The sequence below is a fragment of the Geopseudomonas aromaticivorans genome, assembly GCF_019097855.1.
GTDB classification, from domain to species: Bacteria; Pseudomonadota; Gammaproteobacteria; order Pseudomonadales; family Pseudomonadaceae; genus Geopseudomonas; species Geopseudomonas aromaticivorans.
The window spans coordinates 80,530-97,381 of record NZ_JAHRGL010000062.1 but is presented as its reverse complement, the minus strand read 5'-3'; the positions used below and the strand labels follow the sequence as shown (position 1 = coordinate 97,381).

The following is a 16,852-nucleotide window of genomic DNA, read 5'->3' as shown; positions in this document are numbered from 1 at the left end:
GAAAAAACAGGGAATACAGGCTATGGTTCGGGTTCGCAAACTGGTGCTAGCAATCGCCGCCGCTTCGGCGCTGACTTCCGGCATGGCGCATGCGCTGGGGCTGGGTGAAATATCGCTGAAGTCTTCCCTGAACCAGCCGCTGGATGCGGAAATCGAGCTGCTCGAGGTGCGCGACCTGGGTAGCAACGAGGTACTGCCCTCGCTGGCTGCCGTCGAGGAGTTCAGCAAGGTTGGCGTCGACCGGCCTTTTTTCCTCACCGATCTGAAGTTCACGCCGGTACTCAAGGCCAATGGCAAGAGCGTGATTCGTGTCACCTCGAGCAAGCCGGTGCGCGAGCCCTATCTGAATTTCCTGGTCGAGGTGCTGTGGCCCAATGGCCGTCTGCTGCGCGAGTACACCGTGCTGCTCGATCCGCCGCTGTACTCGCCGCAGACCGTGGTCGCCGCCAGCCCGCGTCTGCCGCAGGCTGCACCGGTGGCGCCGCGTGTCAGCGTAGCGCCGCGTGCTCCGGTCAGTCGTCCGCAGGCCGCCGCTCCGGCTGGCGCACCTGCCGCCCCCGCACCGAGCCGCATCGACGGCGATCAGTACCGTACCGATCGTGACGACACGCTGTGGGAAGTCGCCAGTCGCGTACGCCCGAGCAGCGCCGTTTCGGTGCACCAGACCATGCTGGCGATCCAGGATCTCAATCCGAACGCCTTCCTTGATGGCAACATCAATCGCCTGAAGAGCAGCCAGGTGCTGCGCCTGCCGACCGAACAGCAGATCCGCAGCCGCAGCCAGGCCGATGCGCTGGCCCAGGTTCAGGCGCAGAACGGCGCCTGGCGCGAAGGTCGCGCCGTGCAGCCGGTGGCTGCCCGCCAGCTTGATGCCACTCGCCGTAGCGAAGCGGGCAATGCACCGGCGCAGGCGCCGGCCGAAGATAATCTGCGCCTGGTGGGCGCGGCCAGCGGCAAGTCCGCGAGCGGCAGCGATAACGCTGCTGCCGGTGACAGCAAGGCGCTGGCCGACAAGCTGGCCGTCAGTCAGGAAAGCCTGGTTACCTCGCAGCGCGAGAATCAGGAGCTCAAGGAGCGCCTCACCGACCTGCAAAGCCAGCTGGACAAGCTGCAGCGTCTGATCGAGCTGAAGAACGAACAAATGGCCAAGCTGCAGGGTGGCCTGGTCGTCGATGCCCAGGCCAAGCCTGCCGATACGGCTTCTGCAAGTGCTCAGTCGGCTGTCGCCGCTCCGGCATCGGCCCCGGCGGTCGCTCCTGCGCCGGTCGCCGCACCTGCCGCACCTGCCGCAGCCGATGCTGCCGCACCTGCCAGTCCGGCGCCGGTTCCGGCAGCTGCCGAGAGCAAGCCGGCCGAGCCGACTCCTGCGCCTGCCGCAACTCCGGCCGCCCAGCCGGCTGCTGTGCCGGCAGCCGCCAAGCCTGCCGTGGTAAAACCTGCCGTCGTCAAACCGGTTGCCACTCCGGCGTCAGTCTACGAGCCCGGCCTGCTCGACGAAGTGCTGGCCAATCCGCTGTTGCTGGCGGCAGCCGGCGGCGCTCTGGCTCTGCTGGCCGGGCTGGGCCTGACGATCAACTCGCGCCGCAAGTCGCGCAAGTCGGCAGAAGAGGCCGAGCTGTTCCAGCAGCCGGACCTGTCCGCTATGCAAGCCGACGTCACTCCGGCTGCTGGTCTGTCGGTGCAGGCGGGTGACCTGCAGAGTCCTGCAGCCCAGACGACAGGCCTGAAAAGCGCCGATCCCCTGGGCGAGGCCGAGATGTACAGCACCTACGGCCGCTTCAATCAGGCCGCCGAGCTGCTGCGTAATGCCGTGAACGACGAGCCGCAGCGTGCCGACCTGCGGCTGAAGCTGATGGAAATCTACGCCGAGATGGGCGACCGTGACGGTTTCGTCCGCCAGGAGGCCGAGTTGGGCGAGATCGGTGGTGCCCAGCCGCAGATCGACCAGCTGCGTGCCCGCTATCCGCAGATTCTCGCCAGCGGTGCAGCTATCGCAGCCGGTGCTGCCCTGGCGGCAGACGCCTTCGATAGCGAACCTGAAGTGGCTGCGCCCGAGTCCGTGGCGGCTGCCCAGGCCGAGCCGGCCGAGGAGTTTTCCTTCGATGACTTCTCGCTCGATGATGTGTCTCTCGATGCCGCTCCGGCTGCTGTGTCGTCTGTGGCGGGTGAGCCTGTCGCTGCACTGGACGACGGTTTCGATCTGAGCCTCGACGATCTGGAAGCCGAACTCGAGCGCGAGCTGGCGGCCAATCCGGCGGCGGCTGTCGAGGCTCCGCTGCAGCTCGACGAGCTGAGCCTGGATGGTCTGGGTGATGATTTTGCCAGCCTCGACTCGGCGCCTGCCGCCGCACCGCTGCTGGAAGGTGACGAAGCCGATTTCGGCTTGGATCTGGATCTGGCTGCTGTGCCGGCTGGCGGGGAAGCACTGCAGTCGTCCTCCGAAGTTGACGATTTTGCCTTCGAGCTGGGCGACGTGCAGCTGCCGACAGTCGATCAAGTGCTGGCGGTCCCGCAGGACCAGGCCGAAGAAGACCAGTTGCTGGCCGAGCTGGACCAGCTGGCGCTGGATGCTCCCGCTGCGCCGGCGGCTGCCGAGTCCGACGAGTTCCTGCTGGACCTGGCCGATCTGGATCTTGGCCAGCCGTCCGCTGCGCCAGTTGCCCTGGCTGAAACGGAGCTGGCTGCGTTGCCGGAGCTGGACGACTTGGAGCTGGAGTTGCAGACCCTGAGTGGCGCGGATGCCGAACAGGATCTGGATGCCGCCTTCGACGACTTCCTGACCCGCTCCGAGTTGCCAGAGCTGAGCAGTGCGCCTGCACCGGTGCCAGCAGTCGAGACGCTGGATGAGCTGCCGGAGCTGGATGATCTGGCCTTCGAAACGACCCCGGCTCCGGCGCTGACCGGCAACGAGGATTTCGACTTCCTCGCCGATGCTGACGAAACCGCCACCAAGCTGGACCTGGCTCGTGCCTACATCGACATGGGCGATGCCGACGGCGCTCGCGACATCCTCGATGAGGTGCTCAAGGAAGGCACCGCCAGTCAGCAGCAGGAAGCGCGCGAGATGATGGGTCGTATCGCCTGATCATGACGCAACAGCCAGTAGTGCCTGCGGCAGCCGAAGTGGCTGCCGCAGGCGTTTCCAGAATCGCCCTCGGCGTCGAGTACAAGGGTGCCCGCTATCGTGGCTGGCAGCGCCAGGAGACTGGCGTGCCGACCGTGCAGGAAGTGCTTGAAAAGGCCCTGTCCAGGGTGGCTGCCGAACCGGTTTCCCTGCACTGTGCCGGACGTACCGATGCCGCGGTGCATGCCAGTGGCCAGGTGGTGCATTTCGATACCCGCGTCGAGCGTCCGCTCATCGCCTGGGTCATGGGGACCAACGCCAATCTGCCGGGCGATATCAGCGTGACCTGGGCGCAGCCGATGCCAGCGCATTTCCATGCGCGCTTTTCGGCCGTGGCGAGGCGCTACCGCTACGTGATCTACAACGATCCCGTGCGCCCGGCGCATCTGGCCGAGGAAATCACCTGGAATCACCGGCCGCTGGATGTGGCGCGGATGCGCGAGGCGGCGCAGGCGCTGGTCGGCACCCACGATTTCACCTCGTTCCGCGCCCTGAAGTGCCAGGCCAAGTCGCCGGTCAAGACCCTCCATCACCTGCGGGTGATCGAGCAGGGGCGCTTCATCGTCCTGGACATTCGAGCCAATGCCTTCCTGCATCACATGGTGCGCAACATCGCCGGGGTGCTGATGACCATCGGTGCCGGTGAGCGCGACCCCTCGTGGGCGGGCGAGATTCTTGCCGCGCGCGACCGGCGCAGCGGCGGGGTCACCGCCCATCCCTACGGGCTGTATCTGATCCAGGTCGAGTACCCCGAGGAGTTCCAGTTGCCGCAGCGCTATCTGGGGCCGCATTTCCTCTCGGCGATGGAGGACTGAGCGGCGGCTGCGTGCCGCTGCGCAGGCAGGCTGACGGCTGACTGGGCATTTGTTACCATCGCGGCTTTTCCATCCCGACGTGGTTCGCAAGGGGAGCGTGCGTTGTCAGTCGTTCGCAGCAAGATCTGCGGGATTACCCGCATTGAGGATGCCCTGCTCGCGGCCGAGGCCGGTGCCGATGCCATCGGGCTGGTGTTCTACGACAAGAGTCCGCGGGCAGTCGATGTGCGTCAGGCGCGGGCGATCGTTGCCGCATTGCCGCCCTTCGTCACCAGTGTTGGCCTGTTCGTCAATGCTTCGCGCTGCGAGCTGAACGAGATCCTCGAAGTCGTGCCCCTGGACCTGCTGCAGTTCCATGGCGATGAGACGGCGGTCGACTGTGCCGGCTATCACCGGCCGTACATCAAGGCCCTGCGCGTGCGTCCCGGCGAGGACGTCAGGGCTCGCTGTGCCGAGTTCCCGCAGGCCGCGGGGATTTTGCTGGATACCTTTGTCCCCGGCGTGCCGGGGGGCACCGGAGAGGCCTTCGACTGGTCGCTGGTGCCGCAGGATTCGGGCTGCCCGATCATCCTCGCTGGCGGATTGACTCCGGAAAATGTCGGTGCAGCGATCCGTCAGGTGCGTCCCTGGGCGGTGGATGTCAGCGGCGGGGTGGAGGCGAGCAAGGGCATCAAGGATGCGGGCAAGGTGCGTGCCTTTGTCGAGGCGGTACGCGCCAGCTGAGTACGGTCATGTGACGGCCGCCGCCGCGCTGCCGTCCATTACCCTGATGTTGCTGCAGGGCTTGCTGCCTTGTCGGCGGAGAGTTTATCGCGTGACGGCGCTGCGGCGACCGCGCGCACCATGGTCGCGAGCGATGCGTAACCCCTTGTGCCGGCGGCAGGGCCTGCCGGGCGAGCCGCGTCGGACTGCGGCCCAATCGTGAATCTGCTCGAGGACCTGCGCGGCGCACTCGGTGCGCGCCAGTCCGGGCCTACGGAGAACACAGCATGAGCAACTGGCTGGTAGACAAACTGATCCCCTCGATCATGCGTTCCGAGGTGAAGAAAAGCTCGGTGCCCGAGGGGCTCTGGCACAAGTGCCCGTCCTGCGACGCGGTGCTGTACCGTCCCGAACTGGAAAAGACCCTGGATGTCTGCCCCAAGTGCGACCACCACATGCGCATCGATGCGCGTGCCCGTCTGAACTTCTTTCTCGACGCCGAGGGTCGCGAGGAGATTGCTGCCGAGCTGGAGCCGGTGGATCGCCTGAAGTTTCGCGACAGCAAGAAGTACAAGGATCGCCTGACCGCCGCGCAGAAGGATACCGGCGAGAAGGATGCGCTGGTGGCCATGAGCGGTACCCTGCAGGGGCTGGCGGTGGTTGCCTGCGCCTTCGAGTTCTCCTTCATGGGTGGCTCCATGGGTTCCGTCGTCGGCGAGCGCTTCGTGCGTGCAGCCAATGTCGCCCTGGAGCAGCGTTGCCCGCTGATCTGCTTCGCCGCCTCCGGTGGCGCGCGCATGCAGGAAGCGCTGATTTCCCTGATGCAGATGGCCAAGACCTCCGCGGTGATCGCCCGTCTGCGTGAAGAAGGCATTCCCTTTGTCTCCGTGCTGACCGACCCGGTCTACGGTGGCGTCTCCGCCAGCCTGGCGATGCTCGGTGACGTCAATGTCGCCGAACCCAAGGCGCTGATCGGTTTCGCTGGTCCGCGCGTGATCGAGCAGACCGTGCGCGAGAAGCTGCCGGAAGGCTTCCAGCGTAGCGAGTTCCTGATCGAGCATGGTGCCATCGACATGATCGTGCATCGGGCCGAACTGCGTCCGCGCCTGGCTCGCCTGCTGGCTCAGCTGACCCACCAGCCGACCCCGGCCGCCGCTCCGGCAGCGGAACTGCTCGGCGCATGAGCCGCAGTCTCGCCGACTGGCTGAGCTATCTCGAGCAGTTGCACCCCGTGTCCATCGACATGGGGTTGGCGCGCGCCCGCCTGGTGCAGCAGCGTCTCGGCCTCGGTCGACCGGCGCCGCGGGTGATCACGGTCACCGGCACCAATGGCAAGGGCTCGACCTGCGCCTTTCTCGCCAGCCTGCTGCGTGCCAGCGGGCTACGCGTCGGGGTGTACAGCTCGCCGCACCTGCTGCGCTACAACGAGCGGGTGCAACTGCCGGACGGCGAGGCCAGTGATGCGGCGCTGTGCGAGGCCTTCACCGCCGTCGAGGCAGCGCGGGGCGAGACGTCGCTGACCTATTTCGAGATGGGTACCCTGGCGGCCCTCTGGCTGTTCGAGCGCGCGGCGCTGGATGCCGTGGTGCTCGAGGTCGGTCTGGGCGGGCGTCTCGACGCCGTCAACCTGGTGGATGCCGATCTGGCGGTGGTGACCAGCATCGGCGTCGACCACGTCGAGTGGCTGGGCGACAGCCGCAGCAGTGTGGCGGTGGAGAAGGCCGGGATCTTCCGTGCCGGCAAGCCTGTACTGTGCGGCGATCTCGATCCGCCGTCGGTGCTGCTGGAGCAGGCGCGCCAGCTGGGCTGCCCCCTGCTGCTGCGCGGGCGCGATTTCGATCTGGCCTACGGCGAGCAGGGTTGGCACTGGCGCGGTGTGGATGCCGACGGTCAGCCGCTGGAGCTCACGGATTTGCCGCTGCTCGATTTGCCGATGGACAACGCGGCCCTGGCGCTGCAGGCCTTTGCTCGGCTGGCGCTGCCTTGGCAGGCGCCGACCCTGGTTGCCGCGCTGCAGCAGACGCACATTGCCGGTCGTCTGGATTGTCGCACGCTATGCTGGCAGGGGCGCACGCTGAACCTGCTGCTGGATGTCGGCCACAACCCGCATGCCGCGCAGTATCTGGCCCAGCGCCTGGCCCAGCGGCCGCCGCGCGGCCGGCGGCTGGCGGTCTTCGGCCTGCTGGGCGACAAGGATCTGGCCGGCGTCATCGAGCCGCTGCAGGGGCTGGTCGCGCACTGGGCCGTGGCGCCGCTGCCGACCCCGCGCAGTCGCAGTGCCGAGGAGTTGCTGGCGGCCCTGCAGGCGCGCGGCGCCAGTGCCGATGCCTGGTCGTCAGTGGCGGCGGCCATCGAGGCTCAGGCCATGCTGGCGACGGCGGATGACGAGATTCTCGTATTCGGCTCGTTCTACAGCGTGGCTGATGCCCTGTCCTGGCTGGCGCGGCATGGCCAGTCTGGCAGCAAGCGCCAGGACAATCAGGGATAAGACGGAGAGGACGCCATGGCCTTGCTGGACCGAAGATTCAAGCAGCGGATTGTCGGGGCTGCCGTGCTGGTAGTGCTGGTGGTGGTGTTCCTGCCCATGCTGTTCAATCGCGAGGACGCGCAGCGCCGCGTGCGCGTCGAGGCGCCGCCGATGCCGTCCCCCCCGCAGGTGGTGGTGGCCACGCCGGAGCCGGTGGTTGTGCCCGAGCCGCAGGCCGAGCCCGAAGCGCCGCCAGTGGCGGAGGTTGCTCCTCCGGCCGGGATAGCCTCGCCGCCGCCCGTTACGGCGGCCGAGCCTGCAGCTGCGGCGCCTGCCGTCGACGTGCCTGCCCGGCCTGTAGTGCAGACGCCGGCCGCTGCCGTCGACACGCCAGCCGATGAGCCGAGTCGCCTGGACGCCGATGGGCTGCCGATCAGCTGGGCGATACAGCTGGCCAGCCTGTCCAGTCGTGAGCGTGCCGCGGCGCTGCAGCAGAAACTGCGCAGTCAGGGCTTTACCGCCTACATCCGTTCGGTGGATGGCATGCACAGGGTGTTTGTCGGGCCGCTGCTGGAACGGGCCGAAGCCGAGCGGGTAGGGGGGCAGCTCGCTCGCCAGCACAAGCTCAGTCCCATCGTGGTGCGTTTCCAGCCCGAACGTCGCTGAACGCAATCGCGGCTGACTCGCAGGGCTGCGCTCTGCTAGAATTCGCGCTCTATTTCCTGCCTTCCGCCAGTGAGCAGCATTGTGGCATTCACCTGGGTCGACTGGTCCATCATTGCACTGATTGCCGTTTCCGGGCTGATCAGCCTGACGCGCGGATTCGTCAAGGAAGCCTTGTCGCTGGTGGTGTGGGTCGTGGCCGGCGTAGTGGCTTGGCTGTATGGCGGGGCGTTGGCCGCTCACCTCGAGCCCTATATCGAGTTGCCATCGGCGCGAGTGATCGCGGGTTGCGCGATCCTGTTCGTGCTGACCCTGATGATCGGTGCCTTGCTCACCCATCTGCTTGGCATGCTGGTGCAGGCTACCGGCCTGAGCGGTACCGACCGTCTGCTCGGCATGATTTTCGGGTTGGCCCGTGGGGCGTTGCTGGTGGTGATCACTGTCGGGTTGCTCAGTCTGGCCCCGGTGCAGCAGGATCCCTGGTGGCAGCAGTCGAAACTGCTGCCCGATTTTCTGATGATCGCCGACTGGTCGAAGAATCTGGTACTCGGGTTCTTCCAGCAGTCGTCTACAGTCGGTGGCCTGTCGGGCCGGCCGGCTTTTCCGCTCTAGCCTGACTTCTTAGGGGTTGCGTCGCATGTGTGGCATCGTTGGTATCGTCGGTAAGTCGAACGTCAATCAGGCGCTGTACGACGCGCTTACCGTCCTTCAACATCGCGGCCAGGATGCTGCCGGCATTGTAACCAGTCACGAGGGGCGGCTGTTCCTGCGCAAGGACAACGGCCTGGTGCGCGACGTGTTCCACACCCGGCACATGCAGCGCCTGATCGGCAACATCGGCATCGGCCATGTGCGCTATCCGACCGCCGGCAGCTCCAGCTCGGCCGAGGCGCAGCCGTTCTACGTCAACTCGCCCTACGGCATCACCCTGGCGCACAACGGCAACCTGACCAACGTCGAGCAGCTTTCGCGCGAGATTTTCGAGTCCGACCTGCGCCACGTCAACACCAACTCCGACTCGGAAGTGCTGCTCAACGTGTTCGCCCATGAGCTGGCCGTGCGCAACAAGCTGCAGCCGACCGCCGATGACGTGTTCGCCGCGGTTTCCGGCGTGCACCAGCGCTGCCGCGGCGGCTACGCGGTGGTGGCGATGATCACCGGCCATGGCATCGTCGGTTTCCGCGATCCCCACGGCATCCGTCCGATCGTCTTCGGTCAGCGCCATACCGACGAGGGCGTCGAGTACATGATCGCCTCGGAAAGCGTGGCGCTGGACGTGCTCGGCTTCACGCTGATCCGCGACCTGGCGCCGGGCGAGGCGGTGTACATCACCCCCGAAGGCCAGCTGCAAACCCGCCAGTGCGCAGAAGCGCCGCAGTTGTCGCCGTGCATCTTCGAGCACGTCTACCTGGCCCGCCCGGACTCGATCATGGACGGCGTGTCGGTGTACAAGGCGCGTCTGCGCATGGGCGAGAAGCTGGCCGACAAGATCCGCCGCGAGCGTCCCGATCACGATATCGACGTGGTCATCCCGATTCCCGACACCAGCCGCACCTCCGCACTGGAGCTGGCCAACAAGCTGGGTGTGAAGTTCCGCGAGGGCTTCGTCAAGAATCGCTATATCGGCCGCACCTTCATCATGCCCGGTCAGGCCGCCCGCAAGAAGTCGGTGCGCCAGAAGCTCAACGCCATCGAGCTGGAGTTCCGCGGCAAGAACGTGATGCTGGTGGACGACTCCATCGTGCGTGGCACCACCTGCAAGCAGATCATCCAGATGGCCCGCGATGCCGGGGCCAAGAAGGTCTACTTCTGCTCCGCCGCCCCAGCGGTGCGTTACCCCAACGTCTACGGCATCGACATGCCGAGTGCCCACGAGCTGATCGCCCACGGCCGTACCACCGAAGAGGTGGCCGAGCTGATTGGTGCGGACTGGCTGGTCTACCAGGACCTGGCCGATCTGAAGGAAGCGGTCGGCGGCGGCAAGATCAAGATCGAGCACTTCGACAGTGCGGTGTTCGATGGCGAATACGTCACCGGTGACATCAATGCGGCCTACCTGGATCGCATCGAGCAGGCCCGCAACGACCTGGCGAAGAACAAGCCGGGCGTTGGCAACGAAGTGATCGATCTGCACAACAACTGAGTGATGCCTGGCGGCGCCCGGCTTGGCCGGCGTCGCCAGGCAGCTAACCGGCGGCAGCTGCCGAGTCCAGGGCCGATCCTGCTGCGCTGCCGCGCTGAGGAGATGGCTTAAATGACCCAAGAATGGCAGGCCGGAAGGCTCGACAGTGATCTGGACGGCGCCGGCTTCGATACGCTGGCGGTCCGTGCCGGGCAGCGGCGCAGCCCCGAGGGCGAGCATGGCGAAGCCCTGTTCATGACCTCCAGCTACGTGTTCCGCAGTGCGGCCGACGCTGCCGCGCGCTTTGCCGGCGAGCAGCCCGGTAACGTCTACTCCCGCTATACCAACCCCACCGTGCGCACCTTCGAGGAGCGCATCGCCGCCCTGGAAGGCGCCGAACAGGCAGTTGCCGCGGCTTCCGGCATGGGCGCCATCCTTGCCATGGTGATGAGCCTGTGCAGCGCTGGCGACCATGTGCTGGTGTCGCGCAGCGTGTTCGGCTCGACCATCAGCCTGTTCGACAAGTACTTCAAGCGCTTCGGCCTGGAGGTGGACTACCCGCCGCTGGCCGACCTGGATGCCTGGGCGGCGGCCTGCAAGCCCAACACCAAACTGTTCATCGTCGAGTCCCCCTCCAATCCGCTGGCCGAGCTGGTCGACATCGCCGCGCTGGCCGAGATCGCCCACGCCAAGGGCGCGCTGCTGGCGGTAGACAACTGTTTCTGCACTCCGGTGCTGCAGAAGCCGCTGGCCCTCGGCGCCGATATCGTCATTCACTCGGCGACCAAGTACATCGATGGCCAGGGGCGTTGTCTCGGCGGTGTGGTGGCAGGCAGCGCCAAGCTGATGCAGGAAGTGGTCGGCTTCCTGCGTACCGCGGGGCCAACCCTCAGCCCGTTCAATGCCTGGCTGTTCCTCAAGGGGCTGGAAACCCTCAAGGTGCGCATGCTGGCGCACTGCGCCAGTGCCCAAGCGCTGGCCGAGTGGCTGGAGCAGCAGCCGCAGGTGGCCAGGGTCTACTACTCCGGTCTGCCCAGTCATCCGCAGCACGAGCTGGCCAAACGCCAGCAGAGCGGCTTCGGTGCGGTGGTCAGCTTCGAGGTCAAGGGTGACAAGGCGGCCGCCTGGCGGGTCATCGACAATACTCGGATGATCTCCATCACCACCAACCTGGGGGATACCAAGACCACCATCGCCCATCCGGCGAGCACTTCCCATGGGCGCCTGACGCCACAAGCGCGCGCGTCGGCGGGGATCAGCGACAGCCTGGTCCGGGTGGCGGTGGGTCTGGAAGACCTCGACGACATCAAGGCCGATCTGGCGCGCGGTCTGGCCGCGCTCTGATCGAGCCGCGCGGGTCAGGGATGTGCCCGGTGGTGCAGCTTGCCGGTACTGCACGCGGCATCTGCCGGGGCATCGTGGCCCGGCTGCTGTCGAAGCAGGCCGGCTTGGTCACTGGCCAGGAGTTCAGCGTCGAAGGCGGCATGACCTGGCGCGTGATTTATCGGGGTTGCGGGTCGCGCCTGCTTGCCTTGAGTCTTGGGGCAAAGAAAAAATCCTTGTGGGCTATTGACTTAGCATCGATGCATGCGTAAAGTTCGCCCCCGTTGCAAGGCGAAACAAACGGGTGATTAGCTCAGCTGGGAGAGCATCTGCCTTACAAGCAGAGGGTCGGCGGTTCGATCCCGTCATCACCCACCAAGCCTTGCAAGCAACGATGTATCGGACGCAAGTCCGGCCGACGCGCAGCGGTAGTTCAGTCGGTTAGAATACCGGCCTGTCACGCCGGGGGTCGCGGGTTCGAGTCCCGTCCGCTGCGCCATATTTTCCGATCTTGTCCATGGGCAAGATCGAGATTGCCGAAGCCTAGCCAAGCAGTCGAACGTTTTACCCAGTTGTATCGGACGCAAGTCCACCGACGCGCAGCGGTAGTTCAGTCGGTTAGAATACCGGCCTGTCACGCCGGGGGTCGCGGGTTCGAGTCCCGTCCGCTGCGCCATATCGAAAAGCCCTCTGGCAGTCATGCCAGAGGGCTTTTTACTTTCTGCAACATTCATTTCTTCGTCATCCAGGCTCTTTAGGCTGATACTCGAAGTCACAAGACATCGAAAAAATCAGTCAAGAAGAGGAATACCCATGGATGACTATCAGGAAGAATTGCTGGATCTGCAGGCTGCCGAACGCGACCTGCCTGAGCCGGCGGAAGATGCCACCGAGTTGTGATCGACCCACTCGTCGCTGCTTGCGCCGAAAATTATCGGGCGTTTGCACGATAGCGTGTTTGAAGGCCCGCTACACGGTTTGCGCTAGGTAAAACCAGGCAGGCAATCGTTTGAACGCCTGATCTACTTCCTTACCCCTCCCACCTGCCGCCAGCTCGCGACCCAGTCGCCGAGTGCTGGCGCAACTGTGCACGCACGGACGTCAGTCCAGCCAATGGTTGTGCACCTGCGCGCCGCTTTGCGTTCGAGTGCTTTGCGGCGGAAAATCCCACAGCTGGCCACGCCAGTTGGCTTGCACCGCCTGGCCCATGCCAGCCGTTTCGCCACGAAAACGTGGCAGCGCCAGCAGCTCGATCTGCTGCGCCTGCAGGCGGGCGAGCAGCTGCGGATTGTCGGCGTCGGCGCCGAGCAGCACGCCGAGGCTGCCGAGCGGGGTGGCGATGGCCTGTGGCGGCGGCGGGGCGGAACCGTTCAGCAATTCTGCCTCGAAGGCTTCAGCCTGCTGCTTGTACTGGGGGGGGACCGAGCAGGTGACCGTCGGCGGCGAACACCAGACTGACGTTGCGCAGTGGGCCGTTGCCGGCCAGCAGGCGGCCAGCGCAGATCTGCGGCTGCGGCAGGATGATCGAGCCGGCCACCAGCGGTATACCGAATTCGCGGGCCAGCCCGGCGAACAGCTGCTGGTAGGCGTCGGCCATGCCCTGCGCTTTCATGCGCAGCAAGGCGTCGACGGCGCGTGGCGAGCCTTCGGCCTGCAGCAGGGCGAGGGCAAAATCCAGCGGATTGCTGGCTGCCAGCCAGTGCATGGCCTGAGGCAGGCTACGTGCCTGGTAGACCTCGCGTTTCTCGCCCAGCAGCAACAGACCGCTGCCGATGTGTTCGGGAAAAACTGCCAGTGTGTGTGCCGTAAGCAGGCCCACCTGGCGTGCCTGCTGCAGGTGAGCCGCCAGCTTGAGGTGCAGGCGCGCGATACTCTGGTAGTCATGGGGGGTGAGCGCCGGCTCGATGGCCAGCAGGTTGCCGCGGGTCGCGGCAGGCCGTTGCGCACTGATGATCTGGCCGCGCAGATCGGACAGGTAGTGGCCAACCGGGCGTTGCTGGCTCCACGCGCCATAGGCCGCGATCAGGCCGGCCAGCGCCAGGGTGGGCAACAGTCTGTGCATGCAAAACTCCTTCAGCAGCCCGCCAGCCTAGGGGGGCGGGCTTGCCAATCTGGCGCCGGGCTTGAGGTGCTACCGTGTCACAGTTTGTGCGCGACAGACGGTCCTGTGCTCAGACTGGCCGGTAGCCTGCCAACCCCTTCACATTGCTGGGCGGCGCTTTTCTCCTAGACTCGGCCCATATAAGGTTGGGGGCATGCATTTTTCATGCGCCAGATCATGGACCGCTTGTTCAAGCGCCAGGCGCTGGGCAATCAGGGCTGCATGAGGGAAGTCGATGAGCCTGCAGAAAAAGCCGCAGATGGTAGAAGCCGTGATGTTCTTCAACGAGCGCGGCATCTGCAAGGAAATGCTCTATCCGGAGTTCGAGGCCATGCTGGATGGCGTGGTCAACCTGCCGGAGTTCGGCGACCAGCAAGTGCGTGCGGCCTTCGTGCTGATCAATCCGCGCCTGCTGGTGAAATCGGTAGTGTGTTTCTATCTGGACTTTGGTGCCAAGGGGGAGGCCGACCGTGGCTGGAACATTCCCCTGCGTCACCTGGCCGAGCGGGGCGGGAGCGGACCCGATCTGGGCGTCGGGCCGATCCGCCTGGCCTGTCGCAGCCAGTGCCCGGTGTCGTGGCACCAGATGCATTTGTGGGATCCGCAGCTGGCGCCGGGACACAATGATCTGCTGCTGATCCGTGATGCCGCCAAGCGCAACAACCTCGGCGTGCTGGCCGAGGACGAGACTGCACAGGCGGCGGTGCAGCCGGCCAAGCTGCACATGGCGTCCGAGCACAAGTGGTACATGCAGCCTGACGATCTCGATCTGATCCGCTCGAGCGAGGACGCGCGCAAGACCGAGCGGGCCGAGCAGGAGCAGCGGCTCAAGGCGGCCCAGCTGCTCAAGCAGCAGCGTCTGCGCATCACCAGCCTGACCCAGCAGCATGAGGAGGAGCTGGCTCGTCTGCGCCTGCAGACCGCGCAACGCGAGCAAGCCCTGCAGGAGCGCCTGGCGACGCTGGAGCAGGCGCTGGCCGAACAGACCCGCCGCAACGACGACTTGAAGACGCGTCTCACCGCCCAGGCGGAGAGCTTCCAGCAGGTCCGCGTAGAGATGGATCGCCAGTTGCATTCCCTGGCGCATGACGGCCGCAGCGAGATCGATGGCCTGCGTGCACAGTTCGAGCAGGAGGCCCAGGCGCGGATCAATGCGGCGCTGCTCGAGAGCCAGGAGCGTCTGGCCCGGCAGGATGCCCAGCTCGCCAGCCAGTCCCTGCTGGAAGCGCAGTTGCGCGCCGAGCTGGCGCAACTGACCGCAGAGCGCGACCGTCTGGGCCGCGAGGGTGGCGAGCAGACCCTCGAACGTCTGGCGGCGCAGGGCGTGGTGTTCGTTGCCTACCATCCGGGCGCCGGTCACCTGACTATTCCGCTGCAGGACATCGTCGTCTACCAGCGCAATCCCATGGCCTATGTGGCGGCCAAGTGCTTCGTCAGCGAGGCGCAGTACAGCCAGTGGCTGGTGCATTACCAGCAGCCGAGCTGCCTCGCCCAGTTGCCCAGCGGCAACCGCTGCAACATGCCCATCGACCGGGTCGAGTCGCCCAGCCGCTTCGTCAGTGGCGAGTCCGACTGCTGCGCCCGACACCGCGCCAGTGTTCGCCAGCGCAATCTCGGTAGCTGACTGGCCGCCGCCGGCGCGGCTGCAGGCGGTGAGCTGTGGCTGGCTGCAGCGCGCCGGTGTGGAGCTGGCGCTACTGCGCCTGGACCTGATCGATCCGCTGATCAGCGGCAACAAGTGGTACAAGCTCGCTCCCCATCTGGCCGAGGCCCGTCGCCGCGGCGCGCCCGGGCTGATCAGTCTGGGCGGTGCCCACTCCAATCACCTGCATGCCTTGGCCGCTGCCGGCGCCCGCTTCGGGCTTGCCACCGTCGGCCTGCTGCGTGGCCACGAGCAGAAAACCCCCACCGTTGCTGATCTGCACCGCTTCGGTATGCAGTTGCACTGGTTGGGCTACGCCGGCTATCGCGACCGTCATCGGGACGACTTCTGGAATCCCTGGCGAGCGCTTTATCCGGGGTTTGTGCCGGTCGCCGAGGGTGGCCTGAGCCTGGCGGCGGCGCAGTCCTGCGCGACCCTGGTCGGCGAGATCGAGCGTGCCCTGCCCGGACTCGGCTGGACCGGTTACGACCAGCTGTGGGCCGCGGCCGGCAGCGGCACCACCCTGGCCGGCCTGGTGATGGGCGAGGGCGGTCGCCACCCGCTGGTCGGTGCCCTGGCGGTGCCGGCCGATCACGGCGTGGCACCGGCTCTGCTGCGCTTGCTCGGCGAGGTCGGCCGACCGGCGGAGGAGGGTTACCGGCTGCTGGACGCCAGTCGCGGCGGTTTCGCCCGTCTGGATGCCGAACTGGCCCGCTTCATCCTCGACTTCGAGCAGGCAACCGGTGTGCCGCTCGAACCGCTGTATACCGGCAAGCTGCTGCTGGCGCTGCAGGAGGCCGTGCTGAGTGGCGAGATTGCCCGCGGCAGCCGCGTCGTTGCCGTGCACAGTGGCGGCCTGCAGGGGCGACGGGCGCTGGCGTCACGGCTGGCCGAGCTGGCCAGTCAGTCCTGAATTCTCACTGCGGCGGCAGCGGCCAGCGATCATTGACCAGAAAGACTCGCTCGTGCTCCTGCCAGCGTCCGTCGACATCCTCCCTCAGGTGCACCAGCATGCGCGGTGCGGCGTCGGCGGGCAGTTCGTCCAGCCAGGCGTCCAGCTGCGCGCAGCTCCATAGCGCGTCGGCGCTACAGGCGCTCGGCGCCAGCCAGCGCAGGCGCGCTAGGGGTTGCCAGCGACCGGCCTGGGTCGCCGCCAGGCAGGCCGTCCAGTCGCGGCGCTGCACCCAGCGGCCACGCAGATGCTGTGATCCGGCACTGCGTGGCGAGCTGCAGGGCGTCGGCCAGGGGTAGAACAGGTAGCCACCCAGCCACAGGCTGGCCTGCGGCGTACGTGAGCTGAGGGTCTGGATCAGCAGGTGGGCTTCGGGGCGGGCCGAGAGTGGCAGCTGATGCTGCAGCAGGTGCTCCAGCTTGAGGTCGAGGCGGTCGAGGCGGCCGGGACCGAGCCAGTCGCGGGAGGCCCGGCCATCCGCCTGCGGCGGCCCCAGATAGAACTTCACGGCCAACTCGATGTGCTGCAGTCCTTCGTCATCCTCCAGCAGCAGATCCATCTCGCCGAGGGTGTGACCGTGGTCGCGGATCGCCAGGTTGGCCGCCAGCAGGCGGATGCCCGGTGCCTGGCGGAGGGCGAACTGCCACAGCTCCTCGTAGTAGCGTCCCAGGCGGCTGCCGTTGGCGGCCGGCGTTTGCAGCAGCAGTGCCTGCGGCTGGCGGTCGAGGTCGTGCAGCCAGTTCGCCAGGCGCTGCGGATGCGCCGCCCAGCCGCTGGCGCACAGCGGATGCCGCGGGCGCAGGCCATCCACCGCAGCCAGCAGCGGCGGGCTGAGCAAGGTCCAGGCCAGGTCGCGTACCGTCGGATGATGCAGCTGGCCGGGCAGGTAGGCGAGATCGGGGAACAGGTTCATGCCAGCGAGCATAGCCGCTGGCTGCCGC

General features: G+C 66.4%; 15 protein-coding genes and 3 tRNA genes. 15 read left to right on the top strand and 3 right to left on the bottom strand.

Annotated elements, in window-relative coordinates:
- The first annotated feature begins 22 nt into the window (after window positions 1–22).
- From KRX52_RS17710 to KRX52_RS17650, 13 genes are all read left to right on the top strand, one after another.
- A complete protein-coding gene (locus KRX52_RS17710; protein ID WP_217683057.1) occupies window positions 23–3,085 on the top strand; it encodes a motility hub landmark protein FimV in 3,063 nt (1,020 codons plus the stop codon).
- Window positions 3,086–3,087: 2 nt separating this feature from the next.
- Complete coding sequence (gene truA / locus KRX52_RS17705; RefSeq protein ID WP_217683056.1) at window positions 3,088–3,939, top strand: tRNA pseudouridine(38-40) synthase TruA; 852 nt, start codon at window positions 3,088–3,090, stop codon at window positions 3,937–3,939.
- Window positions 3,940–4,041: 102 nt separating this feature from the next.
- Window positions 4,042–4,662: a phosphoribosylanthranilate isomerase gene (locus KRX52_RS17700; protein WP_217683055.1), complete on the top strand. Its 621-nt coding sequence runs from the start codon at window positions 4,042–4,044 to the stop codon at window positions 4,660–4,662.
- A 266-nt stretch (window positions 4,663–4,928) separates the two neighbouring features.
- A complete protein-coding gene (gene accD / locus KRX52_RS17695; RefSeq protein ID WP_217683054.1) occupies window positions 4,929–5,825 on the top strand; it encodes an acetyl-CoA carboxylase, carboxyltransferase subunit beta in 897 nt (298 codons plus the stop codon).
- On the top strand, window positions 5,822–7,129 hold the full coding sequence (gene folC, locus KRX52_RS17690; RefSeq protein ID WP_217683053.1) for a bifunctional tetrahydrofolate synthase/dihydrofolate synthase: 1,308 nt from the start codon (window positions 5,822–5,824) through the stop codon (window positions 7,127–7,129). The genes accD and folC overlap by 4 nt, the downstream gene beginning before the upstream one ends.
- A 15-nt stretch (window positions 7,130–7,144) precedes the next feature.
- Window positions 7,145–7,774 carry an SPOR domain-containing protein gene (locus KRX52_RS17685; protein WP_217683052.1) on the top strand — a complete coding sequence of 210 codons (630 nt, stop codon included), beginning with the start codon at window positions 7,145–7,147 and terminating at the stop codon, window positions 7,772–7,774.
- 81 nt (window positions 7,775–7,855) lie between these two features.
- Window positions 7,856–8,383: a CvpA family protein gene (locus KRX52_RS17680; protein ID WP_217683051.1), complete on the top strand. Its 528-nt coding sequence runs from the start codon at window positions 7,856–7,858 to the stop codon at window positions 8,381–8,383.
- A 25-nt stretch (window positions 8,384–8,408) separates the two neighbouring features.
- Entirely contained in the window at window positions 8,409–9,914 is a 1,506-nt protein-coding gene (gene purF, locus KRX52_RS17675) for an amidophosphoribosyltransferase (RefSeq protein ID WP_217683050.1), read from the top strand.
- A 111-nt stretch (window positions 9,915–10,025) separates the two neighbouring features.
- A complete protein-coding gene (locus tag KRX52_RS17670) occupies window positions 10,026–11,237 on the top strand; it encodes an O-succinylhomoserine sulfhydrylase (protein WP_217683049.1) in 1,212 nt (403 codons plus the stop codon).
- 29 nt (window positions 11,238–11,266) lie between these two features.
- The gene (locus tag KRX52_RS21165) at window positions 11,267–11,488 is read left to right on the top strand and encodes a hypothetical protein (protein ID WP_437439713.1); all 222 of its coding nucleotides are present in this window, start codon (window positions 11,267–11,269) and stop codon (window positions 11,486–11,488) included.
- A 30-nt stretch (window positions 11,489–11,518) separates the two neighbouring features.
- Window positions 11,519–11,594, top strand: a tRNA-Val gene (locus tag KRX52_RS17660).
- Window positions 11,595–11,638: 44 nt separating this feature from the next.
- Window positions 11,639–11,715: transfer RNA gene (locus tag KRX52_RS17655), tRNA-Asp, on the top strand.
- 100 nt (window positions 11,716–11,815) lie between these two features.
- Window positions 11,816–11,892 (top strand) — tRNA-Asp (locus KRX52_RS17650).
- Between the two features lie 425 nt (window positions 11,893–12,317).
- Here the strand turns inward: KRX52_RS17650 and KRX52_RS20855 are convergent.
- On the bottom strand, window positions 12,318–12,593 hold the full coding sequence (locus KRX52_RS20855) for a hypothetical protein (protein ID WP_254797658.1): 276 nt from the start codon (window positions 12,591–12,593) through the stop codon (window positions 12,318–12,320).
- Window positions 12,594–12,609: 16 nt separating this feature from the next.
- Window positions 12,610–13,278 (bottom strand): carbon-nitrogen hydrolase family protein, encoded by a 669-nt coding sequence (locus KRX52_RS17645; RefSeq protein WP_254797657.1) that lies wholly within the window; start codon window positions 13,276–13,278, stop codon window positions 12,610–12,612.
- A 274-nt stretch (window positions 13,279–13,552) separates the two neighbouring features.
- Here KRX52_RS17645 and KRX52_RS20850 point away from each other — a divergent pair, with 274 nt between their 5' ends.
- Window positions 13,553–14,941, top strand: a complete 1,389-nt coding sequence (locus KRX52_RS20850) for a chromosome partitioning protein ParA (protein ID WP_254797656.1) — start codon at window positions 13,553–13,555, stop codon at window positions 14,939–14,941.
- 19 nt (window positions 14,942–14,960) lie between these two features.
- The gene (locus KRX52_RS17640; RefSeq protein ID WP_254797667.1) at window positions 14,961–15,872 is read left to right on the top strand and encodes a 1-aminocyclopropane-1-carboxylate deaminase/D-cysteine desulfhydrase; all 912 of its coding nucleotides are present in this window, start codon (window positions 14,961–14,963) and stop codon (window positions 15,870–15,872) included.
- 4 nt (window positions 15,873–15,876) lie between these two features.
- Here the strand turns inward: KRX52_RS17640 and KRX52_RS17635 are convergent, their stop codons facing one another.
- Window positions 15,877–16,824, bottom strand: coding sequence for a DUF1853 family protein (locus KRX52_RS17635; RefSeq protein ID WP_217683186.1), 948 nt, complete (start codon window positions 16,822–16,824; stop codon window positions 15,877–15,879).
- Window positions 16,825–16,852: the final 28 nt, after the last annotated feature.

Excerpts from the sequence above, each read along its gene's own strand:
- KRX52_RS17710 (WP_217683057.1), top strand. The coding sequence starts at position 23 with ATGGTTCGGGTTCGCAAACTGGTGCTAGCAATCGCCGCCGCTTCGGCG.
- truA (WP_217683056.1), top strand. The coding sequence starts at position 3,088 with ATGACGCAACAGCCAGTAGTGCCTGCGGCAGCCGAAGTGGCTGCCGCA.
- accD (WP_217683054.1), top strand. The coding sequence starts at position 4,929 with ATGAGCAACTGGCTGGTAGACAAACTGATCCCCTCGATCATGCGTTCC.
- folC (WP_217683053.1), top strand. The coding sequence starts at position 5,822 with ATGAGCCGCAGTCTCGCCGACTGGCTGAGCTATCTCGAGCAGTTGCAC.
- KRX52_RS17685 (WP_217683052.1), top strand. The coding sequence starts at position 7,145 with ATGGCCTTGCTGGACCGAAGATTCAAGCAGCGGATTGTCGGGGCTGCC.
- purF (WP_217683050.1), top strand. The coding sequence starts at position 8,409 with ATGTGTGGCATCGTTGGTATCGTCGGTAAGTCGAACGTCAATCAGGCG.
- KRX52_RS17670 (WP_217683049.1), top strand. The coding sequence starts at position 10,026 with ATGACCCAAGAATGGCAGGCCGGAAGGCTCGACAGTGATCTGGACGGC.
- KRX52_RS17645 (WP_254797657.1), bottom strand. The coding sequence starts at position 13,278 with ATGCACAGACTGTTGCCCACCCTGGCGCTGGCCGGCCTGATCGCGGCC.
- KRX52_RS20850 (WP_254797656.1), top strand. The coding sequence starts at position 13,553 with ATGAGCCTGCAGAAAAAGCCGCAGATGGTAGAAGCCGTGATGTTCTTC.
- KRX52_RS17635 (WP_217683186.1), bottom strand. The coding sequence starts at position 16,824 with ATGAACCTGTTCCCCGATCTCGCCTACCTGCCCGGCCAGCTGCATCAT.